Raw genomic sequence first — 22,324 nt, forward strand, 5'->3', positions numbered from 1 at the left:
CGGCATGGCTGGATCAGGCTTGCGCCCATTGTCCAATATTCCCCACTGCTGCCTCCCGTAGGAGTCCGGACCGTGTCTCAGTTCCGGGGTGGCTGATCGTCCTCTCAAACCAGCTACGGATCGTCGCCTTGGTAGGCCATTACCCCACCAACTAGCTAATCCGACGTAGGCTCATCCATCGGCGCGAGGTCCGAAGATCCCCCGCTTTCCCCCGTAGGACGTATGCGGTATTAATCCGGCTTTCGCCGGGCTATCCCCCACCGTTGGGAAGATTCCTACGCATTACTCACCCGTCCGCCACTCGTCAGCACCCCGAAGGGCCTGTTACCGTTCGACTTGCATGTGTTAGGCATGCCGCCAGCGTTCAATCTGAGCCAGGATCAAACTCTTCAGTTGAAGGTTGTTTGGTCGATTAGGGCCGACCCACCCTGGCTCAATCGGAGCATAAAAGGTTGCTCAGATCGAGCCGGTGTACAGACACCAGGACTCGACGGAGCACCCACACAAATTACTTGATCCGAATTGTCAAAGAGCGTCGCCGGTTTGTTCCAGCGCAGACCGACAATTATGACTTGTCGGAAAATTCGGTGTCAACAGATTGCCGCCGAATTTTTTCTGCCCCTGCCGTGGCAAGGGAGGCGCATTATACGGGCCGGCGTGCCGACGTCAACCGTCTGCGTGAGGCGGCGTCAATGCAGGTAATGCACCAGATGCGTGGCGTGCCAAAAGGGGCTGTCCCAGACCGCTGCGGCGGCCTCGCCACGGGCCTGGCGAGCATGGCGCGCCACCGCGCCACCGAGTTCCAGTGACGTCAAAATCAAGGTGGCGGCAGGCGCGGGCATTGGGCCGTCGGCCTGCACCGGCTCACCGGCCACCCCGGGCAATGCAAGCCCATCGTCGAGGCGCCAGCCCGACAGGGAGTAAAAGCGACTCCACGCCTGTTCGGCAAGCGTCTGGGCAAAGTCCCGATCAGTCTGCGAGCCCGTCAGCTCGGCAAGCTCCATCATGGCGCGCGTGAGATACGCATAGTCCTCCAGCGTGCCGGCGCCCAAGGCGCCGCCGCCGGCCCAGGCGCGGGCCAGACTGCCGTTGCTCCAGAGGTGTTGTTTCATCCAGCCGGCCAATCGGCGGGCCGCGCCTGCGTAACGCTCCCGCTCCGGAAGGGTTCGTGCGGCATCGACAAGCGCCTCGAGCACCAGCGCATTCCAGGCAGTCACTCGCTTGTCGTCCACCGGAAGCGAGCGGGCCGACCGGTCCAGCGCAAGTTTTCGACGAGCGGATTCAAAGACCGCGCCAAGCGTGTCGGCCAACACGCCAAGCTCGCTGACCGCTTCGGCAATTGTGCGCGAAATGCGGGGCAAATCGCCCGCCTCCACGTCCGGCGCACCGTCGCCAAGCCCCCAGAGCAACCGCATGGCGGCTCGCTCCGGCCCGTCGAGGAGCCTGTTGAGCGTGGCCTGATCCCAGACGTAGTAGCCACCTTCGACACCCGCGGAATCGACTGCCGAAAGGCTGGCCACGAACCCTCCGCCCGAGGCATCCATCTCCTCTAGAACAAAATCTATTGTCTCCCGCGCGACGGCGGCAAAATCCGCTCGTGCGAACCGCTTCGCGGCCATGAGATAGACACGCGCCAGTTGCGCGTTGTCGTAAAGCATCTTTTCAAAATGTGGAACCTGCCAGCCGGGATCGACGGTGTAGCGGAAGAATCCGCCACCAAGGTGATCGCGCAGCCCCTGGGACGCCATGCGTTCCAGCGTCAGTTCCAGGAAGCCGGACAAGGCAGGATCGTCGCGCACCGTAAGCGCTTCGAAAAGCGCCAGCAGCTGCGGGCTCATCGGAAACTTGTTCTGCTGTCCGAAGCCGCCCTCGACCTCCGCGCCGATCGCGATCGCCTGCCGGCTCAGGAGCTCCGCCCAGGCCGCGGGCGGCGGCGGCACCATCGGCGATGGCTGCGCGGCAGAGCGCGCCGCGACGAGTTCGGCCAAGGCTGCGCGGCTCAGTCGCAACAGCTCTTCGCGATCGTCGCGCCAGAGCGTTCCAATCTGCTTGAGCACTGACGCAAAACGGTCACGCGGCAGGTAGGTGAACCCGATGATCGGATAGCCATCCGGGGTAAGAATCACATTCAACGGCCAGCCCGCCTGCCCCTGCGTGCGTTCCACGAAGTCGATCAGATGCGCGTCGAGCGCCGGAAGCAACTCGCGGTCGATCTTCACCGATACGAAACCGGCGTCGAGAAGCGCCGCGACGCCGGGATCCTGGTAGCTCTCACGCTGCATCACGTGGCACCAGTGACAGGAAAAGTAGCCGCTGGAGATGAAAATCAGCTGATTGTTGTCGCGGGCGGACGCCAGAACCTGCGGACCCCAGTCGCGCCAACGCACCGGATCCTGCCCATGCATTGCCAGATACGGCGAGGCGTGACCGGTCAACTCGTTGCGATTCAGCGACGGTGACAACGCGATCGCCACCGTGGCGACAAACATAGCCACCATGCCTGTGACCACGAGCGGCCATCGCTGTTTCATGACTTGCCCTTGACTTCCTGCTCCTCGGCCTCGATGCGGTCGAGTTCCGCGTCCATCTCGGCATCCGACATCGGGCTGAACGGGGTCTCCCCCTGCATGACTTCTTTCGCCTTGTTACGGGTTCGATTTCGCACCATGATTGCAGAGGCGACCACCCCGACCTCGTAGAGCAACCAGACCGGCACAGCCAAAAGCGTTTGCGAAATCACGTCCGGCGGCGTCAGCAGCATGCCGACAACAAATGCGCCGACGATGACATATGGACGCTTCGACCGCAGCGAGTCCGGCGTGGTCGCACCGATGGCCACCAGCAACACCGTCGCTACAGGCACCTCGAACGACAAGCCGAACGCAAAGAAAAGCGTCAGCACAAAATCCAGATAGCGCGCGATATCCGTCATGACCGCGACGCCCTCCGGCGCCGTTCCGGTTAGAAACGCAAAGACCAGCGGAAAAACAACGAAATACGCGAATGCCGCGCCGAGATAAAACAGCAGCGTGCTGGAGACAAGGAGCGGCGCCGCCAGGCGCCGCTCGTGGCGATACAGCCCGGGCGCAACAAACGCCCACATCTGATAGAGCAGATAGGGCATCGCGAGAAAGATGGACAGCACCAGCGTCAGCTTCAGCGGCGTCAGCAGCGGCGAGGCCACGTCCACGGCGATCATGCTGCTCGTTTCCGGCAGGTGGGCGAGCAGCGGCCCCGCGAGGAACGTATAGATATCGTTGGCGAAGTAAAACAGCCCGACGAACAGGATCAGGACAGCGACAACCGCGCGCAACAGCCGGTCGCGCAGTTCGACCAGGTGCGACAGAAACGGCTGTTCGTTCTGATCAGGATCCGGATCGCTGCTTTTTTTCGTCATCGGTTGCAGCGTCTTGCGCAGCATTCAGCGCGGCGGCGGCGGATTTCTGCGCGGAGCCGACAGACTCGCGCGTCTGCGCGGTGATGTCCTCGATGTCTTCCAACGCGCTCTTTGCGAGCTGGTTCTGCTGATCAAGCACGCGCTTGAGTTCCTCCGCGCGAAGCTCCCGATCGATGTCGGCCTTCACGCTGGAGACGAATCCGCGCATCTTGCCGACCCACATGCCGGCCTTGCGCGCGACGCGCGGAAGACGATCAGGCCCGATGACGACCAGCGCCACAACACCGATCACCACGAGTTCCCAGAATCCGATATCGAACACCGGCGCTACGCCTCGGCGCCATGCCGCAGTCAGTCAGGCGTCACGCCTGCGCCGGGCTGGCAAACAGGATTGCGATCAGGCCTTTTCCTTGTCGCGTTCGGGCGTACTTGCGGCGACGGACTCGTCGGCCTGGCTCTCGATCTTCGCGGCGTCCTTGTCCTTGGCGTCCTCACCGTCCTTGACCGCGGACTTGAAGCTCTTCAGGGCCGCGCCGAGGTCGCCGCCCATGCTGCGGAGTTTCTTCGTTCCGAACAGCAGCACCACGATCAGCAGGATGATCAGAAGCTGCCAGATGCTAATGCCACCAACGCCCATGGGAATCTCCGGATTGGTCGATGAATTGCGCTTATCGTACCGCAGCAGCCGGCCTGCCGGCCGGTGCGCGGAAACCTACGCCAATCGGGAACCTAGCCCCGGGCCGCCTTTTCGGCAAGACCGGAGGTACCGAACCGGCGTTCCAACTCGGCAACCACCGCCGCTGCGTCGGCATCGAACCGGCTCAACAGCACCAAGGTGTGGAACCACAGATCAGCTGCCTCATGCACGATCGCCGCCCGATCCGCGTCCTTGGCCGCCATGACGAGTTCGGTCGCCTCCTCGCCGATCTTCTTCAGTACCGCGTCGAGTTTGGCCGCGTGCAGTCGTGCCACATAGGAAGCCTCGGGATCCGCGCCCCTGCGCGCGTCGATGACCGCGCTGAGCCGGTCCAGCGCCGAATCGCTCATGGCGCGGCGTCCACGGCGCGCGCCAGCGCGGTGCGCAGCGCATCTGCCTCGGCGGGCAGTTGCGGCAGCTCTCCCGCCAGGATCGCTCCGGCGCCAGTACCGGCGCCGTAGTAAGCGCTGTTCGCGGCAGCGTCGATCTCGAGCGCGGAGCCCTCGAGCGACACCCCGGCGAACAGTCCGCGCGAGCGCGAGTAGGAATAGACCTCCGCCTTCAGGCTCGTGTCCGTCGCGGCCGAGGCATTGCGCCCGACCGGCCCGGCCGCGACCGCGGCATCGGCGCCGAGGGTGAATTTGCCGTCGACGATGCCATCAATTCCGCGGCGCGACTTGAACACCAGCACCACATCGGTCGACTGCGCCCCGATCTGCCAGCCGACACTGCCGCTGGTCAGCGACAGGAACGCCGGCGCACTCCACTGTCCGTCGCTTCCGCGCACCGAAACCACGCCCTTGCCGTGTCGGCCACCGATGACGAACCCGACCTTGATCACACCGGGGACGATTGCAATGCCGGCCGCGTCGCGTAGCAATGCCGGCGGAATTTCGTTTTCGGGAACGGCCATGATCTGCTCGAGCACATCGACCGCCTCGCGTAGGCGCTCGGCCTCTTCGGCCCAGCCCGCGCCCGGGATGGACCACACGAGCGCGCAAACGGCGAGCAGTCCTGCCGCGCGGCCACGAATCCGGGATTCAGCCCTTGCCATAGATTTCCTCCGGCGATTTAAGCACCGGGTCGATCTCGACCCACTCGCCATCGCGCAGCTCGCGAAAAAAGCAGCTGTGCCGCCCGGTGTGACAGGCGATGCCGCCCAGCTGCTCCACCTCGAGCAGCACGACATCGGCATCACAGTCCAGGCGCACAGCGCGAACGTTCTGCCAGTGGCCAGACTCCTCGCCCTTGCGCCAGAGCCGCTGGCGCGAGCGCGAAAAATACACGGCACGCCCGGTGGCCACGGTTTCCTCGAGCGCGGTGCGATCCATCCACGCGACCATCAGCAGCCGGCCCGTGCCGACCTCCTGGGCGATCGCCGGGATCAGGCCGTGCTCGTCGAAACGCAGCTCGCTCATCCACTGCGGCTGGGTCACAGACGCACCTCCACGCCGGCCGCGCGCATGTGCCGCTTGGCCTGTTCGATGCTGAATTCGGCGAAATGAAAGATGCTCGCGGCCAGCACCGCATCGGCATGCCCTTTGGTGACGCCATCGACCAGGTGATCCAGATTGCCGACACCACCCGAGGCAATCAGCGGAATCGGAACCGCATCGCTGATGGTGCGCGTGAGCGCGAGATCGAACCCCGACTTCGTCCCGTCGCGATCCATGCTGGTCAGCAGGATCTCGCCGGCACCGTAATCGGCCATGCGCCGCGCCCATTCAACGGCGTCGATTCCCGTGGGTTTGCGCCCGCCATGCGTGAAGATTTCCCAGCGCGGCGACGCGCCGGATTCGACCTGCTTGGCGTCGATCGCAACGACGATGCACTGCGAACCGAACCGCTCCGCGGCCTCGCGCACGAAATCCGGGTTGTGAATGGCGGCGGTGTTGATCGCGACCTTGTCTGCTCCGGCATTGAGCATGCGCCGAACGTCGGCAACCTTGCGAATGCCGCCGCCGACGGTCAGCGGGATGAAGACCTGACTCGCAACGGCCTCCACGATGTGGACGATCGTCTCGCGGTCGTCGGAACTCGCCGTGATGTCGAGAAAGGTAATCTCGTCGGCGCCCTCGCGATCGTAGCGCGCGGCCACCTCCACGGGGTCGCCGGCATCGCGAATCTCGACGAACTTCACACCCTTGACGACGCGACCGGCGTCAACATCAAGGCAGGGGATGATGCGCTTGGCGAGCATGGCGGCCGCCTAGCGTGGACGGGGCATCTGCATCAGGAGCCGAAGGTCGCGGCCAGCGCCTGGCCGGCCGCGAAGTCCAGCGTGCCCTCGTAGATCGCCCGGCCGGTGATCGCGCCGATGATGCCGGGCGAATCTGCCTCGCCGAGCCGCCGGATGTCGTCCAGCGTCGTGATGCCGCCGGAGGCAATGACGGGCACGGTGATCGCATTGGCGAGTCGTGCGGTGGCATCGATGTTCAGCCCATCCATCATGCCGTCGCGTGCGATGTCGGTGTAGATGATCGCCTCGACACCGTCGCGCTCGAAATGCAGCGCCATGTCGATGACGTCGTGGCGCGAAAGCTTTGACCAGCCGTCGATCGCGACCTTGCCGTCCTTCGCATCGAGCCCAACGATGATGTGCCCCGGAAACTCCAGGCAGATCTCGTTGACGAAGTGCGGTTCGCTAACTGCCTTGGTGCCGAGAATGCACCACTGCACACCGGCCTCCAGATAGGTCTGGATCGTGTCTTCGTCGCGGATGCCGCCGCCGACCTGGATCGGCAGATCGGGAAACCGCTCAGCGATGCGGTGAATCACCTCGGCGTTTACCGGCCTACCCTCGAACGCGCCATTGAGGTCCACGACGTGCAGACGTTTCGCACCCTGTTCGACCCAGCGCGCGGCGACGGCCACCGGATCGTCGGAGAACACGGTGGCATCGTCCATCCGCCCCTGGCGCAGGCGTACGCACTGGCCATCCTTGAGGTCGATCGCCGGGATCAACAACATGACTGGGATACCGTCAAGCAGTCGCGTATGAATAGAAACTCAGCGGTCTGACCAGCCGACGAAATTCGCGAGCAGGCGCAGGCCGTCGGAGGCGCTTTTCTCTGGGTGAAACTGTACCGCAAAGACCTTGTCGCGCGCGATGCCGGCCGCAAAGGTGCGCCCGTAGTCGCAGGTCGCGCTGACCAGTGTGCGGTCATCGGGCACGACGTAATAGCTGTGGACAAAATAGAACCGCGCGCCGTCGTCGATGCCCTGCCAGAGCGGATGCCCCCGGGTCTGATGCACGGCATTCCAGCCCATGTGCGGAATCTTGCTGATGCCGTCAGTGTCAGCATCGAAACGACGCACCACGCCCGGATACAGCCCGAGACACGCAGTACCCTCATTCTCGTCGCTGTGGTCCATGAGCACCTGCAGGCCCATGCAGATGCCGAGAAACGGTCGCTCGCGCGCGGCCCGGCGCAGGGCGTCGTCCAGGCTGCGTTCGCCCAGGGACAGCATGCAGTCGCGCGCCGCGCCCTGGCCCGGAAACACCACGCGGTCGGCGGCGTCGATCACCGCGGGATCGCCGCTCAGCACCACCTCGGCCGAGCCTTCCACGACATGTTCGAGCGCGCGCACGACCGAGCGCACGTTGCCCATGCCGTAGTCAACGACCGCGATACGCTGCACGACGGTGCTCCGCTCAGGGCGCCTAGAGCGACCCCTTCGTCGACGGAATCTGCCCGGCCGCACGCGGGTCCGGCTCCACGGCCATGCGCAACGCCCGACCGAACGCCTTGAACTGCGTCTCGGCGATGTGGTGCGCGTTGCGCCCGCGCAGGGTGTCGACATGCAGTGTGACGGCCGCATGATTCACGAAGCCCTGAAAGAACTCGCCGATCAGGTCCACATCGAAATCGCCGATCCTGGCGCGCGGAAACTCCGCGTGGTATTCGAGCCCGGGCCGTCCGGAAAAGTCGACCACCACCCGTGACAACGCCTCGTCCAGCGGCACGTAGGCATGGCCGTAGCGACGCACGCCCTTCTTGTCACCGATCGCACGCGCCAGCGCCTGGCCGAGCGTGATGCCGACATCCTCGACCGTGTGGTGGGCATCGATGTGCAGATCACCGCTCGCGCGAATTGTCAGGTCGAGCATGCCGTGGCGCGCGATCTGGTCGATCATGTGTTCGAGGAACGGCACGCCGATGGCGAGTTCGCTGCGGCCGCTGCCGTCGAGGTCCACACGGGCCTCGATCTGCGTCTCGAGCGTGTTGCGTTGTACGGTGGCTTCGCGTCCCATGGACCGGCTCGTTCAGGCTGAATTGCGCAAGGATACGGCATGTCGGCCCGCCTCGACAGCAGGACGGGACACGCGTCCTCAGGCCTCCAACCAGAAGGTTACCGGGCCGTCGTTGGTGAGGCGCACCTGCATGTGCGCACCGAAGCGCCCCGTAGCCACCGCCGGGTGGCTGTCACGCGCGGTCCGGACCAGGTGATCAAACAGCGCCTCGGCCCGCGCCGGCGGCGCGGCCGGATCAAACCCCGGTCGACGCCCCGAACGCGTATCGGCTGCCAGCGTGAACTGCGGCACCAGCAGCAGTCCGCCGCCGGTCTGGGTCAGGTTCAGGTTCATGCGACCCCGGTCGTCGGCGAACATCCGATAGCCGAGGATGCGCTCGACCAGCCGCGCGGCATTGCGCTCGTCGTCGTCCCTGCGCACTCCGACCAGGACCAGCAGGCCGCTGCCGATCGCGCCGACACGCTCGCCGCCCACATCCACTGCGGCCTCGCGCACACGCTGGATCAGTCCGATCATGGGCGTGCGGGGCCACGGCGGCCCGGGCGATACTGCCATGCAAGGGCCCTGGATGTGACGCGGTTCACACTTTTTGCCTGATCGGTTCTGCTGTCATGGGTTCGGGCATGTGCGAGGCCGCGGGTGGGGCTCGGTGCCCACGGGGGATGCATTGAATCAAGTCCGAATCGACTACCGGCTCCGGCTCGGCGATCACCGTATCGAAACGTTTCGCTTCTGTCTGGACGGCGAAACCTTCGACCTCATCTCCGAGCCCGTCGCCGACCCACCGCAGTGGACCGCGCTCGCCCATCACCAGTGTTCGCACTGCCCGCTTCAGGCGGACCAACATCCGCAGTGCCCGCTGGCCGTGCAGATGAGCCGGATCGCCGAGCGGTTCCACGATACCCGTTCGATCGACAAGATCGAACTGGAGGTCGTCACCGAAAACCGCCGCGTGATCCAACGCCTGCCGATCCAGAACGCACTGGCCTCGATGCTCGACCTCATCGTGCCGATCTGCGGCTGCCCGAAGACGGCACACCTCAAGCCCATGGCGCGGTTTCACCTGCCGCTGGCGTCCGAGGAGGAAACCGTTTTTCGGGTCACCGGCATGTACCTGTTGTCGCAGTACTTTCTGCGCCAGGCCGCCGCCGGCGGCAGCATCGAGTTCCGCGGGCTCGTCGATATATACGCCGACCTGCACATCGTCAACGCGGGCATGGCCAAACGCATGTACGGCATCAGCCAATCCGACTCGCTGAAAAACGCCGTCACCCTGATCGACATGTACTCGATGCTAGTGCCGGCGCTGCTGGAAAACCAGCTCTCGGAACTGCGCCGCTTCTTTGAAGCATACCTGCCCGAAGTGGTCAACGAACCGGCGGCAACCAACTACCTCGAACTCGCGAAGGCCTTCAATCTCGAGGTCGTGCCGCTGGAACCGCAGGCCTCCGAAGCGGCCGACGATGGTCTGCCCGGCTGGCTGCGCGACCTGGCGGCCCGTCAGGAACAGGAAACCGCCGCCCAGCACCGCAACGACGAGCGCATTCAGGACGAAGCACGACGCAAGCAGGTGGCCGAAGACATCATCCGCAAGTCCGGCCTGTCACTGGAACTGGAGCAGATTGAAGAGGCGCCCGGTGACGGCGACGACAGCCCCGATTGCGCAACGCACATCGTCTATCCCGGTCGCGATGGCTAGCGTCCTGTCCCGCCATTTTCAACGAGTGTAAGGCGTGGAAAATGAAAGAAAACGAAAAATCGCACTTTTTCGGGCTCAAAGCTCTGGCAATCCGGGATGGATTGATCAGAGCTTCCCTACGGAAACTCTAGAATTGTTCAGAGTTTCTCTGGGCGAGAGTCGGCCGACAGTCTTCAGGCCGCTCCGAACTGCGCGGCAAACCGGTTCGTCGCCGCCACCAGCGCACGGGTGATGCCCGTCTCGCTGACCGCATGGCCGGCGTCGGCGATGATCTGAAGTTCCGAGTCCGGCCAAGCCCGGTGCAGGGTCCAGGCATTTTCGAGCGGGCAGATCACATCGTAGCGCCCGTGCACGATCACGCCAGGAATGCCCGCGAGCCTGCCGGCGTCCGCAATCAGCTGGTTCTCGCGCAGGAACGCATCGTTCATGAAGTAGTGGCACTCGATGCGGGACAGCGCCAGCGCCGTGTGCGGCGCGGCGAAATGGTCGACGATCGCCCGGTTCGGCAGCAGGGTCGCAAGCCGCGCCTCCCACTGCGACCAGGCCTTGGCCGCCGCCATGCGCGCGAGTTCATCATCGCCGGTCAGGCGCCGGTGGTACGCGGCAACCATGTCGGCCCGCTCGGCCGCGGGAATCACACGCTCGTAGTCTTCCCAGGCATCCGGGAACAGACGGTTTGCGCCGCGCTGGTAGAACCACTGGATCTCGTCGCGGCTGCATAGAAAGATGCCACGCAACACCAGCGCGAGCACCCGGTCGGGATGAGTTTCGGCATAGGCCAGCGCCAGTGTCGATCCCCAGGAACCACCGAAAACGACCCAGCGCTCGATTCCGAGATGCTCGCGGATGCGTTCGATATCCGCGACCAGCGCCCAGGTGTCGTTGGCGTTGAGTTCAGCGTGTGGCCGCGAACGCCCGGCACCGCGCTGGTCGAACAGCACGATCCGGTAGGCATTCGGGTCGAAAAACCGCCGGTGCAGCGCATCGCAGCCGGCCCCGGGGCCGCCGTGCAGGAACACCACCGGCAGGCCGGCCTCGTTGCCGGACTCTTCGACGTACAGAGAGTGACGGTCGCCGACCTCCAGCCGGAAGGTCGCATTCGGTTTGATCTCTGGATACAGCATGGCTGGCGCGCAGTGTACCCGGCCCGATCGTGGGCGCGACCGCGCCTAGTGGGCCAAGTGGAAAGTTCTGTGACGCTCAGCCACGCCGCAAGCCTTGTGGGCAAGGCGCAGTCCGCAGGGAATGGCAGGCCCTTTCCAAGGGCTGCAACATAGCCCACAAGGCTTGTGGCGCGGCCCTTCGGGAGCCACAGTGCGAGCGCGACTCTGTGTTGCGTTTCTTGACAAGGGAGGGGCCATTGCCTGCGAAACGCGCCTTGATTCGCGCTCGCACTGTGGCTCTGAGGGTTACAGAACTTTCCACTTGGCCCACTAGCCCGCGATCGCGCGCGAATGGCGCCGTCGGTCGGACTCGAGCAGATGGCGTTTGCGCAAACGGATCGCCGCCGGGGTGATCTCGACGAGTTCGTCGTCCTCGATCCACTCCAGCGCCTGCTCCAGCGAAAACACCACGGGCGGCGACAGCAGGATGTTGTCGTCTTTTCCCGCCGCGCGAATATTCGTCAGCTGCTTGGCGCGGGTCGGGTTCACCGTCAGATCGTTGTTGCGCGCATGGATGCCGACGATCTGCCCCTCGTAGACGGGCTCGCCGGGCGCGACGAACAATCGGCCGCGCTCCTGCAGGTTGAACAGCGCGTAACCGAGCACCTTGCCCGTCGAGTTCGAGATCATCGCGCCGTTCGCCCGTGGCGCGATGCGTCCGGGGCGCAGCGGTCCGAAGGCCTCGAAGACATGGTGCATGAGACCGGAACCGGCGGTCAGGGTACGAAACAGGCTCTGGAAACCGATCAGGCCGCGCGCCGGAATGCGGTAATCCATGCGCACGCGCCCGTGGCCGTCCGGCACCATGTCCAGCAGTTCGCCGCCGCGCTCGCCGAGCGCCTCCATGACGCCGCCCTGGCTGTCGGATTCAACGTCCACGACCAGGCTTTCATACGGTTCTTCGAGCGCGCCGTCGCGCTCGCGCACCACGACCTCGGGGCGCGACACCGCCATCTCGTAACCCTCGCGACGCATGGTCTCGAGCAGGATGGACAAGTGCAGCTCGCCGCGGCCGGCGACCAGGAAGCAATCCGGATCGTCGGTCGGCGTGACCCGCAGCGCCACGTTATGGATGGTTTCGGTCTCCAGCCGGTCGCGCAGCTGGCGCGAGGTCACGAAGCGACCCTCACGGCCCGAAAACGGCGAGGTGTTCGACTCGAAGCGCATCTGGATCGTCGGCTCGTCGACGGCGATCGGCGGCAGCGCCTCGACGGCCTGGGGCGAGCACAGGGTGTCGGCGATGCGCGGGCGTTCGAGTCCGGTGAACGCAATGATGTCGCCGGCCACGGCCTCGTCGACCTCGACGCGGTCGAGCCCCTGGAAGCCGAGCACCTGCAGGACGCGCCCCTCGTAGCGTGACCCATCCCGGCGCACGACCACGACCGGCGAATTGCGCCGGATGCGGCCACGCCGGATGCGACCGATCCCGAGCGCGCCGACGTAGCTCGACCAGCCCAGCGCACTGACCTGGAGCTGGAACGGGCCATCGACCTGGACGTCCGGCGGCGGACAGTGCGCAACGATCGTATCGACGAGCGCCGAGAGATCGTCGCCAAGGGAATCCGGCGTGAGCCCCGCCCTGCCCTGCAGGGCCGAGCAGTACACGACCGGGAAATCGAGCTGCGCCTCGCTGGCGCCCAGCCGATCGAACAGATCGAAGGTCTGGTCCAGCGCCCAGTGCGGGCGCGCGCCCTCACGGTCGAGCTTGTTGACGACCACGATCGGCCGCAGACCATACGAGAACGCCTTCTGCGTCACGAACCGCGTCTGCGGCATGGGTCCGTCGACGGCGTCGACGAGCAGCAGCACCGAGTCGACCATCGACAGCACGCGCTCGACCTCGCCGCCGAAGTCGGCGTGTCCCGGCGTATCCACGATATTGATGCGCCAGTCGCCCCAGCGAATCGCCGTATTCTTCGCCAGGATGGTGATGCCACGCTCGCGTTCGAGCGCGTTCGAATCCATGACCCGCTCCACCGGCCCGAAGCGCTCGCCGAGCGTTCCGGACTGCTGCAGCAGACGGTCGATCAGGGTGGTCTTGCCATGGTCGACATGGGCGACGATGGCGATGTTTCGCAGACGGTCAAGCATGACGGCATAAGCCGGGTGAATTGGACGCACCGGGCGGTGCGCCGGTAGAAAGGCGCGCGACTATACCGGAAACGGAGCCCCGCGCGTGAGCAATCCACCATCCGTCCGCGAGATTCGCATCAACCCGATCGTGCCGAGCGAGTCGGTCCTGATCTCGACCGCACGCGGCATGCGCCCGCGCAAACAGGAGGCCGCGGTCGAGCGCGACCGCCGCGCCGTGGTCCCGACCTGCCCGTTCTGCAAGGGCAACGAGTCGATGACCCCGCCCACGCTCGCGGCCTGGCCCGACGCCGAGAAGTGGCAGATGCGCATCGTCGAAAACCTGTTTCCGGTGCTCGCCGCCGAAGGCGCGCACCGGTCCATGACCCTCGGCCTGCAGCAGGTCATCGACGGCTACGGCCGCCACGAGGTGGTCATCGACCACGCCGAGCACGGCATCGCCCTGCACGAGATGGCACCGGAGCACATCGCACGCCTGTTCTCGCTGTACCGCGACCGTGCGGCGCACCTGTACGCAAGCGACCCTCGGTTGCGTTACGTGTTGATCTTCAAGAACTTCGGCCCGGCCGCCGGCGCGTCCATTGCGCACACCCACAGCCAGATCATCGCCCTGCCGGTGGTCCCTGAGAACGTCCACAACGAGCTGCATCACGCCCGCGCCTGGCATGCCAAGAACGGCCACTGCATCTTCTGCGCGCTGATCGACGAGGCGCTGACCTTCGAGGCGACGGTCTACGATCGTGAATCCGGCGAGATCCGCCGGCGCGTGGACGTCGGGCAGTACGTGGTCGAACGGGGCAACCACTTTGTCGCGATCAAGCCGTTCGCCAGCCGCTACGAGTGGGAACTGCACGTTCTGCCGCTGCGTCACGAGTCGGATTTCCTCGCAGTGACCGACGCCGAGCTCGAGGATTTCGCGACCGTGCTGCAGCGCGCGATGGCACGACTGGACCGGGTCATCGGCGGGGCGCAGTACAACTTCTTCCTGCACACCCGCCCACAGGGCGATCCCTTCGCGGGCGACGCCTCCAGCTATCACTGGCACCTGGAGATCTGCCCGCGCACCTCCATCCCCAGCGGGTTCGAACTGGGCTCCGGGTTGTTCGTGTCCACCGTCAGCCCCGAGGACGCGGCCCGGCGCCTGCGCGAAGTGGACCTCGCTGCACAGCCTTGAGCCCTCCCGCCCCCCCTGGGCCCGGGGAAATAACCGCCCGGGCAACGACTTACATTGAAGTCTTGCCAGCTCGGCGTATACTTTCTGGCACTACGCCTGTCGACTGGGGCGACGGGCATCCCGACCGGGTTCGCGGACCAGAAAATTGGACGAAAGCCGCTTCGAGCAGAATCTGGCAGCGTACGACCAGTGGAAGTCGACGCTGATCAACACCATCCAGTCGTTCCAGCACTGGCTGGACGATCACGGCCTGAACGAGGCCGATCTCGACCTCAAGATCTTTGAAACGCTCGAGGTCCTGCGCCAGGACCGCCTGACCCTGGCCGTGGTCGCGGAGTTCTCGCGCGGCAAATCCGAACTGATCAACGCACTGTTTTTCGCCGATTACGGCCGCCGGCTGCTGCCGTCCACGGCCGGGCGCACGACGATGTGTCCGACGGAGATCTTCTGGGACCCCGAGTCCACGTCGCCCTACATCCAGCTGCTGCCGATCGCCACGCGGCTCGAGGACATCTCGCTGCGCGACCTGAAGCTCGATCACACGCGCTGGACCCGCACCAAGCTGAATCTGGACGATCCGGAACAGGTCGCGCAGGCGCTGTCGGAGGTGCTGCGCACCACCCGCGTGAGCGTGGGCGAGGCGCGCGAGCTTGGCCTGTATAACCCCGAGTACCAGGCGAACGCGACCAAGGAACCCACCGAGGTCGATATCCCGAAGTGGCGGCACGCCCTGATCAACTTCCCGCATGCGCTGTTGAAACGCGGGCTTACGATCCTCGACACGCCGGGGCTGAACGCGCTCGGCGCCGAGCCGGAACTCACGCTGGGCATGCTGCCGCAGGCGCATGCCGTCATCTTCCTGCTCGCCGCGGACACCGGCGTCACCCGCACCGACCTGGACGTCTGGCAGCATCACATCCGCGGCTTCCGCAGCGACCGGCGCAAAGGCCTGATCGTGGTGCTGAACAAGATCGACACGCTCTGGGACGAGCTTTCGAACGAGGCGGCCGTGCAGGAGGCCATCGCCAAGCAGAAAGAGGCCACGGCGAGGATCCTCGGTGTCGACGAACGGCTGGTGTTCCCGGCCTCGGCGCAGAAGGGGCTGGTAGCCAAAATCCGCCAGAACCGCACCCTGCTGCGTCGCAGCCGGCTCGGTGAACTCGAACACTACCTCTCGGAAGACCTGCTCAAGCAGAAACACGCCATCATCCACGAGACCGTGTGCCGCGAACTCGGCGACCTGATCGAGCAGTCGCGCACGACCATCAGTGACCGTCTCGACGCCTGTCGCGTGGAGATCGAGGAACTCACGGCCCTGCGCGGCAAGAACCGCAACGTCGTCGAGAACATGATGCGCAAGCTGCGCGTAGAGCAGGACGAACATCACCGCGCGGTTTCGGAATTCCAGGCCTCCAGCAAGATGCTCGCGCTGCAGGGACGCGAACTCATCGCAGCGCTGGACCTCGACGAACTCGACCGCTACATCGGCGAGACGCGACGCAACATGATCGGCAGCTGGACCACGTCCCAGCTCAAGGCCAACATGGGCGAGTTCCTCAAGCGTGTGCGCAACGACATGCTCGGCGTCGTCGAGCAGAACGAACGAACCCGCCGCCTGATCCGGACGATCTATCGCCGCTTCGAGGAGAAGCACGCGCTCGAGGGCATCGCGCTGCCGAAGATGTTCTCGATCATCGAATACCGCGTGCAGCTCGAACTGCTGTATCAGGAGGCGGAGGAATTCCGCCGCAGCACCAAGACGACCCTGACCGAACAGGGCATCGTCGTGCGCAAGTTCTTTGTGACCATGGTCTCGCGTGCGCGCGACATCTTCGTGCGCGCACATACCGAATGCGACCGCTGGCTCACCGAAGCGCTCAAGCCCCTGCGGCGCAGCATCCGCGAACGCAAGCGCGGGGTCGAAAAACGGCTGGATTCCCTGCGGCGTGTCCATCAATCCATGGACACGCTCGAGAGCCGCATCGCCGACCTGCGCCGCGAGCAGCAGGCGCTCGAGAACGACCTGAACACCCTGCGCAACATGCACACGACCCTGACCGGCACACGGCCCATGGCGCGCAACGACCGCCCGCGTCCACGACTGGTTGCAAGCTGACCCCGTCCGCGGTCGCCGCAGACCGCGTTCAAACGTTCCTGCTAGACTTCCCCGGCATCGCGGCCCGACACCGCAACGCCTGTCTACCCATGTCAGATCGCCACGACGATTTTCTGCATCCGCAACGCCGCCGAGTCACGCTGCTCGGCATGTCCGGGGTCGGCAAGACGCAGCTTGCCAAGAAGCTCCCGCGCGAACGCTGGTTTCACTATTCCGGCGACTACCGGATCGGTACACGCTATCTCGACGAACCGATCCTCGACGACATCAAGCGCCGCGCGATGGCCGTGCCATTCCTGCGCGACCTGCTGCGCTCGGACTCGATCTACATCGGCAACAACATCTCGTTCGACAACCTCGATCCGATCTCGAAATTCCTCGGCAAGCTTGGCGATCCGGCCCAGGATGGGCTGAGCCTGGCCGAGTTCAAACGCCGTCAGCACCTGCATCGCGAAGCGGAGATCCGGGCGATGCTCGATGTGCCCGGTTTCATCGTCAAGGCGCGCGAGATCTACGGCTACGAGCACTTCCTGAACGACGCCGGCGGGAGCGTGTGCGAACTCGACGACGAAACGGTGCTGGAAACCCTCGCCGCGCACACGCTGATCGTCTACATCGAGACGGATGCCGAAATGGAGATGACCCTGATCGAGCGCGCCCAGCACAACCCCAAGCCGCTCTACTACCGAGAAGCCTTTCTCGACGAGCAGTTGCCGGAGTTTATGCGTGAGCACGACATTCGCAGGGTGGAGGAGATCGCACCGGACAGCTTCGTGAGCTGGGTGTTCCCGCGCCTCGTACGTGCGCGCCTGCCGCGCTATCGCGCGATCGCGGAACGTTACGGTTGCACGATCCGCGCATCCGAATCCCAGCAGGTGCGCGACGAAGGCGATCTCATCGAGCTTTTGGGCGCCGCGCGGGAACGCTGTCGGCGCGCACGCGCGACCGGCTGATCGCACACCGATGTCGTTGATCGCACACCGGCCGCTGCCAACCTACGAGCGGTTGGCCGAAGAAGGCTTCGAGGTACTTAGCGAGCCCGAGGCGCGCCAGCAGGACATCCGCGAACTGCACATCGGGCTTCTGAACATGATGCCGGACGCCGCGCTGGAAGCCACCGAACGGCAGTTCTTTCGCTTGGTCGCCTCGTGCAATCGCATCGTGCAGTTCTACCTGCACCCGTTTTCGATCGACGGCGTGCCGCGCGGTGAGCGCGGGCGTGCACACATCGAGCGCTACTACACGCCATTCGAACAGATTCGTGAACAGGGCCTCGACGCACTGATCATCAGTGGCGCGAATGTCGCCGGCAGCACGCTGCCACAGGAGCCGTTCTGGCCGGAACTTGTCCGCGTGTTCGACTGGGCGCGCGAGCACGTCACCTCGGTGCTGTGTTCATGTCTGGCCACGCATGCACTGGTCGAGCACGAATTCGGCATCGCCCGCAAGCCGCTCGGTTTCAAGCGCTGGGGCGTGTTCGAGCACCGGGTCGTCGACCGCACCCATCCGCTGGTCAACGACATCAACACGCGGCTGGACGTCCCGCACTCGCGCTTCAACGACATCTCGCGAGCGGACTTCGACGGCTGCGGCCTGCATGTGCTGATCGAAAGCGAGGTCGCCGGCGCGCACCTTGCGGTGTCGGCCGACGGACTGCGCGTGGTGTACTTTCAGGGACACCCGGAGTACGACTCGCAGAGCCTGCTCAAGGAGTACAAGCGCGAGATCACGCGCTGGCACACCGGCGAGCGGCCGGATTACCCGCCGTTGCCTGAGAACTATTTCGACGAAACCGCGCAGGCCGTCCTCGGCGCATATCGCGGCGTTGTCGAGCGCAGTCGCGCGGCCGGCGAACCGCTGCCGACGATGCCGGAAACGGACATCGTGGATTTTCTCGACAACACCTGGCGCGATTCGGCCAAGGCCGTGGTGAACAACTGGCTCGGCAAGGTCTACCAGGTCACGGATGCCAATCGTCATTCACCGTTCATGCCCGGCATCGACCCGGCCGACCCGCTCGGCTGGCATGGCCAAGGCTAGGTTCTAGACAAGCTTCGCATCGTCCTGGCGCGTCGAGCTTCCGTCCGGCTTGAGACGCCGCGCCAGCAGCACGATCAGCAACAACGCCGGCAAACCGAGCCCGGCCGCGTAAATAAAGAACATCGGATAGCCGATGGCATCGACCACGGCGCCGGCGAACCCGCCGACGAACTTGGCCGGCAGCAGCATCAGCGAACTGAACAGCGCGTATTGCGTCGCCGTGTATGCGCGGTTGGTCTGGCCGGACAAGAACGCAATGAACACCGAGCCCGCCATGCCACCGGCGAGATTGTCCGCGCTGATCACCAGCACCAGATACGCGATGTGCGGCCCCTGCGTCGCAAGCCAGGCGAAGATCAGATTCGTCAGCGCAACCAGCAGCGCACTGACGAACAACATGCGAAACACCCCGATGCGCAGCGTCAGCACACCGCCCAGCACCGCGCCGACCATCGTCACGACCACGCCAAAGATCTTCGTGACGCTGGCGATATCGGCCTTGGAGTAGCCGGCATCGATATAAAAGGGGTTCGCCATGACCCCCATCGTGATGTCGCTGATGCGAAACAGCCCGATGAACAGCAGGATCAACAGCGCGGTGCGGCCATGGCGCGAAAAAAACTCCGTGAACGGGCAGACCACCGCGCCGATGAACCACGCCGAGACTGATCGCCATGCATTCGGCGGATGGGTCGACGACTGCAGATACGCGACAACCCGCTCTTCCGCGCGCCAGGTGTCGCGCTCGATACGGCGCTCGGGCTCCCCGATGACCAGTGTCGTCGCGACGCCAACGAGTGCGATGACGGCCATGGTCTGATAGGCAAGCTGCCAGGAGGCATATTCGGCAATGTAGAGCGCACCCGCGCCGGCGACGATCATCCCGACCCGATAGCCGATCTGATAGGTCGCCGCCATCGCGCCCTGCCAGTCGGCCGGTGCCGCCTCGATGCGCCAGGCGTCGATGCCGATGTCCTGGGTCGCGGAGGCGAACGCGACCAGCAGCGCGGCCCAGACCATCCACTCGAGGTCGGCCTGCGGGTCGCTGCGGGCCATCAGCACCAACCCGGCGATGACGCCGGCCTGCGCAAGCAGAATCCAGCCGCGCCGGTGCCCAAGCCGACCCGAAATCCACGGAATGCGCAGCCGGTCGACCAGCGGCGCCCAGACGAACTTGAGCCCGTAGAGCAGCGCGACCCACGAGATATGGCCGATCGTCGTGCGGTCTACGCCGGCCTCGCGCAACCAGGCGGAGAGCGTGCCGAACACCAGCAGCAGCGGCAGCCCAGCGGAGAAGCCCAGGAACAGCATGGCCAGCACGCGCGGGCGCGTGTACAGACGCCAGGCGTCCACCCAGGTGGCGCGCTCTGCCTGCTCGCTCACGTGGGCAGGCGATAGTCGATTGTCAGCGGCGCATGGTCCGAAAAGCGCTCATCCCTGTAGATCGCCGCGCGCTCGACGGCGCCGGCAAGACGCGGCGTCACAACGTGATAGTCAATGCGCCAGCCGACGTTCTTGGCCCAAGCCTGGCCGCGATTCGACCACCAGGTGTACTGCTCCGCGCGCGGCTCCACGACGCGGAACGCATCGACGAATCCAAGCGTTCCGAACAGCTCGTCCATCCAGGCGCGCTCCCCGGGCGTGAAACCGGAGTTTTTCTGGTTCGAGCGCCAGTTCTTCAGATCGATCTCCCGGTGCGCGATATTCCAGTCGCCGCACAGGATGTATTCGCGCCGCCGCCGGCGCAGCAGCTTCAGATACTCCGTCATCTGTCCGAGATAGCGGAACTTCGCGGCCTGCCGCTCGTCGCTCGACGAACCCGAGGGAAGATAGGCCGAGACCACGGACAGCCCCGGAAACTGCGCCTCGATGTAACGCCCCTCGGGGTCGAACTCGTCAAAGCCCTGGCCGGTGATGATCTTCGTCGGCCGCTCGCGCGAGAAGATCGCAACCCCCGAGTAGCCTTTCCGTTCCGCCGGGTGATAGTGACAGTGATAGCCGGCGGGAAAGAAAACGGCGTCGGTGAGCTGATCGGTCTGCGCCTTGATTTCCTGCAGACAGACGACATCGGCATCCTGCGTGGCGAGCCAGTCGAAGAAACCCTTGCGCGCCGCCGAACGGATGCCGTTGACGTTCACGGTGATCACGCGCAGTGCGCGCCTGGCATTGGGGCGGTCGGACACGGTTCTCGCTGCGCGCGAGGCCGCTCGCGCTGTTATTCGACGGCCGGCTAGCTTAGCATCCGGGCTCCCGATCGCCGGACGACCTGCAATGCTCGACCACCAACGCCGCTTTCTCGATCTCGCCTTCGCCCGTGACGTGCTGCGTTTCGGCGAATTCAAACTGAAATCCGGGCGTCTCAGCCCGTACTTTTTCAACGCCGGCCGCTTCGACTCCGGCGCCTCCCTTGGCGAACTCGCACGCTGCTATGCGGATGCGATCGTCGCGAGCGGCATCGGGTTTGATCTCCTGTTCGGCCCGGCCTACAAGGGCATCCCGCTCGCGGCCGCCGTCGCACTGGCGTTCGAACACCACCACGGACGTGACGTTCCGTACGCCTACGATCGCAAGGAAGCCAAGGACCATGGCGAGGGCGGCAGCCTGGTCGGGGCGCCGGTCCACGGGCGCGTGCTGATCATCGATGATGTCGTCACCGCGGGCACTGCGGCACGCGGTTCGATCGAAAAACTGCGCGCGGCCGGCGCCGAGCCCGTCGCGCTCGCCGTCGCGCTGGACCGCCAGGAGCGCGGCACCGGCGAACGCTCGGCGATCCAGGAACTGCGCGAGACCGAAGGAATCGACGTCATTGCGGTCGCGGACCTTGATGCACTGATCGAGTATGCACGGGATCAGCCGCAACTCGCCGCCCACCTGCCGGCGATCGAGGCCTACCGCGGGCAATACGGCGTCAGCCAATCACCAGTTTCGCGCCAACCGCGAGCGTGACGACCTCGAAGCTGCGCTTGATCCACAGGTTGCCCTTGACGATCGACCAGTGCGCGCCGAGGTAGCCGCCGGTCAACGCGCCGATCAATAGCGCCGGCAGCCAGTCCCAGCGCACCGTGCCGAGGCTCGCCAGCGTCACGGCCCCCGCGCCGTTCCATGCCAGCCCGACCAGCACCAGCGTGTAGGCGACCGCGCGGCGGTAATCCAGCCCGAACCAGCGCACCAGCCACAGCGTGACGAACAGGCCCGTGCCCGAGGTCAGCGACCCGTTCAGCACACCAATGACAAACAGCGCCGCGCCGCCGAGCAGAAAACCGCGGGTATCGCGGTGGGTGGGCGCATGCTGCTGACCGAGCGCGGGCCGCAACAGCGAATAGATGCCCAACGCAAGGGTCAGACACCCCAACGCGACCTCGGCCGTGCGATCCGGAACATGCAGGATCAAAACCGCCCCGATCACGACTCCGGGCAGCCCGCTCAGAAGGACAAACGTGATGAACGGCCACTCGAGCCGCCGTTCGCGCAGATGGCGAGCCGTGGCACCGACGCCCAGCGCAACGGCCGCGATCTTGTGCGTGGCCAGCGCCACGGGAAACGGCAGGCCGAGAAAGATCAGGATCGGCAGCTGCAACAGACCGGCGCCACCGCCGGCCAGGGCCGAGAAGGCATTGGCGATCAGCGCGACGATGGCGAGCAGCAAGTGTTCCAAGGATTCACATTCCCGACTCGACCGGCGCGGCCGCATG

General features: G+C 65.2%; 23 protein-coding genes and 1 rRNA gene. 6 read left to right on the forward strand and 18 right to left on the reverse strand.

Going from position 1 to position 22,324, the window contains the following annotated elements; all coding sequences use genetic code 11:
- The 13 genes from KDG50_13920 to dtd form a co-directional block, all read right to left on the reverse strand.
- Nucleotides 1-396, reverse strand: a 16S ribosomal RNA gene (locus KDG50_13920); the annotation flags it as partial.
- 293 nt (nucleotides 397-689) lie between these two features.
- On the reverse strand, nucleotides 690-2,474 hold the full coding sequence (locus KDG50_13925) for a thioredoxin domain-containing protein (protein ID MCB1866510.1): 1,785 nt from the start codon (nucleotides 2,472-2,474) through the stop codon (nucleotides 690-692).
- 53 nt (nucleotides 2,475-2,527) lie between these two features.
- A complete protein-coding gene (gene tatC / locus KDG50_13930; protein ID MCB1866511.1) occupies nucleotides 2,528-3,397 on the reverse strand; it encodes a twin-arginine translocase subunit TatC in 870 nt (289 codons plus the stop codon).
- On the reverse strand, nucleotides 3,366-3,719 hold the full coding sequence (gene tatB / locus KDG50_13935; protein MCB1866512.1) for a twin-arginine translocase subunit TatB: 354 nt from the start codon (nucleotides 3,717-3,719) through the stop codon (nucleotides 3,366-3,368). Before tatB ends, tatC begins: the two co-directional genes overlap by 32 nt.
- Before the next feature lie 75 nt (nucleotides 3,720-3,794).
- Nucleotides 3,795-4,034 (reverse strand): twin-arginine translocase TatA/TatE family subunit, encoded by a 240-nt coding sequence (tatA, locus tag KDG50_13940; protein MCB1866513.1) that lies wholly within the window; start codon nucleotides 4,032-4,034, stop codon nucleotides 3,795-3,797.
- Between the two features lie 92 nt (nucleotides 4,035-4,126).
- Nucleotides 4,127-4,444 (reverse strand): phosphoribosyl-ATP diphosphatase, encoded by a 318-nt coding sequence (locus tag KDG50_13945; protein MCB1866514.1) that lies wholly within the window; start codon nucleotides 4,442-4,444, stop codon nucleotides 4,127-4,129.
- A complete protein-coding gene (locus KDG50_13950; protein MCB1866515.1) occupies nucleotides 4,441-5,148 on the reverse strand; it encodes a lipid-binding SYLF domain-containing protein in 708 nt (235 codons plus the stop codon). Before KDG50_13950 ends, KDG50_13945 begins: the two co-directional genes overlap by 4 nt.
- Entirely contained in the window at nucleotides 5,135-5,530 is a 396-nt protein-coding gene (hisI, locus tag KDG50_13955; protein ID MCB1866516.1) for a phosphoribosyl-AMP cyclohydrolase, read from the reverse strand. Before hisI ends, KDG50_13950 begins: the two co-directional genes overlap by 14 nt.
- Nucleotides 5,527-6,294, reverse strand: a complete 768-nt coding sequence (gene hisF, locus KDG50_13960; protein MCB1866517.1) for an imidazole glycerol phosphate synthase subunit HisF — start codon at nucleotides 6,292-6,294, stop codon at nucleotides 5,527-5,529. Before hisF ends, hisI begins: the two co-directional genes overlap by 4 nt.
- 32 nt (nucleotides 6,295-6,326) lie before the next feature.
- Nucleotides 6,327-7,064 (reverse strand): 1-(5-phosphoribosyl)-5-[(5-phosphoribosylamino)methylideneamino]imidazole-4-carboxamide isomerase, encoded by a 738-nt coding sequence (hisA, locus tag KDG50_13965; GenBank protein ID MCB1866518.1) that lies wholly within the window; start codon nucleotides 7,062-7,064, stop codon nucleotides 6,327-6,329.
- 39 nt (nucleotides 7,065-7,103) lie between these two features.
- The gene (gene hisH, locus KDG50_13970; GenBank protein ID MCB1866519.1) at nucleotides 7,104-7,736 is read right to left on the reverse strand and encodes an imidazole glycerol phosphate synthase subunit HisH; all 633 of its coding nucleotides are present in this window, start codon (nucleotides 7,734-7,736) and stop codon (nucleotides 7,104-7,106) included.
- A 22-nt stretch (nucleotides 7,737-7,758) separates the two neighbouring features.
- A complete protein-coding gene (hisB, locus tag KDG50_13975; protein MCB1866520.1) occupies nucleotides 7,759-8,349 on the reverse strand; it encodes an imidazoleglycerol-phosphate dehydratase HisB in 591 nt (196 codons plus the stop codon).
- Between the two features lie 78 nt (nucleotides 8,350-8,427).
- On the reverse strand, nucleotides 8,428-8,865 hold the full coding sequence (gene dtd, locus KDG50_13980) for a D-tyrosyl-tRNA(Tyr) deacylase (protein ID MCB1866521.1): 438 nt from the start codon (nucleotides 8,863-8,865) through the stop codon (nucleotides 8,428-8,430).
- Between the two features lie 151 nt (nucleotides 8,866-9,016).
- On the opposite strand from dtd, the gene KDG50_13985 reads away from it, so the two are divergent.
- Entirely contained in the window at nucleotides 9,017-10,048 is a 1,032-nt protein-coding gene (locus KDG50_13985; GenBank protein MCB1866522.1) for a hypothetical protein, read from the forward strand.
- A 173-nt stretch (nucleotides 10,049-10,221) separates the two neighbouring features.
- Here the strand turns inward: KDG50_13985 and pip are convergent, their stop codons facing one another.
- Both pip and typA read right to left on the reverse strand, forming a co-directional pair.
- The gene (pip, locus tag KDG50_13990; protein MCB1866523.1) at nucleotides 10,222-11,172 is read right to left on the reverse strand and encodes a prolyl aminopeptidase; all 951 of its coding nucleotides are present in this window, start codon (nucleotides 11,170-11,172) and stop codon (nucleotides 10,222-10,224) included.
- 309 nt (nucleotides 11,173-11,481) lie between these two features.
- Complete coding sequence (typA, locus tag KDG50_13995) at nucleotides 11,482-13,302, reverse strand: translational GTPase TypA (protein ID MCB1866524.1); 1,821 nt, start codon at nucleotides 13,300-13,302, stop codon at nucleotides 11,482-11,484.
- Between the two features lie 85 nt (nucleotides 13,303-13,387).
- Here typA and KDG50_14000 point away from each other — a divergent pair, with 85 nt between their 5' ends.
- The 4 genes from KDG50_14000 (at nucleotide 13,388) to KDG50_14015 (ending at nucleotide 18,632) form a co-directional block, all read left to right on the forward strand.
- Complete coding sequence (locus KDG50_14000; protein MCB1866525.1) at nucleotides 13,388-14,476, forward strand: DUF4931 domain-containing protein; 1,089 nt, start codon at nucleotides 13,388-13,390, stop codon at nucleotides 14,474-14,476.
- A gap of 145 nt (nucleotides 14,477-14,621) precedes the next feature.
- Nucleotides 14,622-16,592, forward strand: coding sequence for a dynamin family protein (locus tag KDG50_14005; protein MCB1866526.1), 1,971 nt, complete (start codon nucleotides 14,622-14,624; stop codon nucleotides 16,590-16,592).
- 89 nt (nucleotides 16,593-16,681) lie between these two features.
- Nucleotides 16,682-17,545 carry an ATPase gene (locus KDG50_14010; protein ID MCB1866527.1) on the forward strand — a complete coding sequence of 288 codons (864 nt, stop codon included), beginning with the start codon at nucleotides 16,682-16,684 and terminating at the stop codon, nucleotides 17,543-17,545.
- 10 nt (nucleotides 17,546-17,555) lie between these two features.
- Complete coding sequence (locus KDG50_14015; protein MCB1866528.1) at nucleotides 17,556-18,632, forward strand: homoserine O-succinyltransferase; 1,077 nt, start codon at nucleotides 17,556-17,558, stop codon at nucleotides 18,630-18,632.
- 3 nt (nucleotides 18,633-18,635) lie between these two features.
- Here KDG50_14015 and KDG50_14020 read toward each other — a convergent pair whose 3' ends face one another.
- Nucleotides 18,636-19,943, reverse strand: a complete 1,308-nt coding sequence (locus KDG50_14020; GenBank protein ID MCB1866529.1) for an MFS transporter — start codon at nucleotides 19,941-19,943, stop codon at nucleotides 18,636-18,638.
- 68 nt (nucleotides 19,944-20,011) lie between these two features.
- On the reverse strand, nucleotides 20,012-20,785 hold the full coding sequence (xth, locus tag KDG50_14025) for an exodeoxyribonuclease III (GenBank protein MCB1866530.1): 774 nt from the start codon (nucleotides 20,783-20,785) through the stop codon (nucleotides 20,012-20,014).
- A gap of 118 nt (nucleotides 20,786-20,903) precedes the next feature.
- Here xth and pyrE point away from each other — a divergent pair, with 118 nt between their 5' ends.
- The gene (gene pyrE, locus KDG50_14030) at nucleotides 20,904-21,578 is read left to right on the forward strand and encodes an orotate phosphoribosyltransferase (GenBank protein MCB1866531.1); all 675 of its coding nucleotides are present in this window, start codon (nucleotides 20,904-20,906) and stop codon (nucleotides 21,576-21,578) included.
- Here pyrE and KDG50_14035 read toward each other — a convergent pair.
- Nucleotides 21,541-22,323 (reverse strand): sulfite exporter TauE/SafE family protein, encoded by a 783-nt coding sequence (locus KDG50_14035; protein ID MCB1866532.1) that lies wholly within the window; start codon nucleotides 22,321-22,323, stop codon nucleotides 21,541-21,543. The two genes, pyrE and KDG50_14035, sit on opposite strands and share 38 nt — an antisense overlap.
- Nucleotide 22,324 lies beyond the last annotated feature (1 nt).

The sequence above is a fragment of the Chromatiales bacterium genome (assembly GCA_020445605.1).
Lineage (GTDB): Bacteria > Pseudomonadota > Gammaproteobacteria > JAGRGH01 > JAGRGH01 > JAGRGH01.

Coding starts and splice junctions, on each gene's coding strand:
- tatC (MCB1866511.1), bottom strand. CDS start 3,397: ATGACGAAAAAAAGCAGCGATCCGGATCCTGATCAGAACGAACAGCCG.
- tatA (MCB1866513.1), bottom strand. CDS start 4,034: ATGGGCGTTGGTGGCATTAGCATCTGGCAGCTTCTGATCATCCTGCTG.
- KDG50_13945 (MCB1866514.1), bottom strand. CDS start 4,444: ATGAGCGATTCGGCGCTGGACCGGCTCAGCGCGGTCATCGACGCGCGC.
- KDG50_13950 (MCB1866515.1), bottom strand. CDS start 5,148: ATGGCAAGGGCTGAATCCCGGATTCGTGGCCGCGCGGCAGGACTGCTC.
- hisF (MCB1866517.1), bottom strand. CDS start 6,294: ATGCTCGCCAAGCGCATCATCCCCTGCCTTGATGTTGACGCCGGTCGC.
- hisA (MCB1866518.1), bottom strand. CDS start 7,064: ATGTTGTTGATCCCGGCGATCGACCTCAAGGATGGCCAGTGCGTACGC.
- hisB (MCB1866520.1), bottom strand. CDS start 8,349: ATGGGACGCGAAGCCACCGTACAACGCAACACGCTCGAGACGCAGATC.
- dtd (MCB1866521.1), bottom strand. CDS start 8,865: ATGATCGGACTGATCCAGCGTGTGCGCGAGGCCGCAGTGGATGTGGGC.
- pip (MCB1866523.1), bottom strand. CDS start 11,172: ATGCTGTATCCAGAGATCAAACCGAATGCGACCTTCCGGCTGGAGGTC.
- typA (MCB1866524.1), bottom strand. CDS start 13,302: ATGCTTGACCGTCTGCGAAACATCGCCATCGTCGCCCATGTCGACCAT.
- KDG50_14010 (MCB1866527.1), top strand. CDS start 16,682: ATGTCAGATCGCCACGACGATTTTCTGCATCCGCAACGCCGCCGAGTC.
- KDG50_14015 (MCB1866528.1), top strand. CDS start 17,556: ATGTCGTTGATCGCACACCGGCCGCTGCCAACCTACGAGCGGTTGGCC.
- KDG50_14020 (MCB1866529.1), bottom strand. CDS start 19,943: ATGCTGTTCCTGGGCTTCTCCGCTGGGCTGCCGCTGCTGCTGGTGTTC.
- pyrE (MCB1866531.1), top strand. CDS start 20,904: ATGCTCGACCACCAACGCCGCTTTCTCGATCTCGCCTTCGCCCGTGAC.
- KDG50_14035 (MCB1866532.1), bottom strand. CDS start 22,323: ATGCGGCCGCGCCGGTCGAGTCGGGAATGTGAATCCTTGGAACACTTG.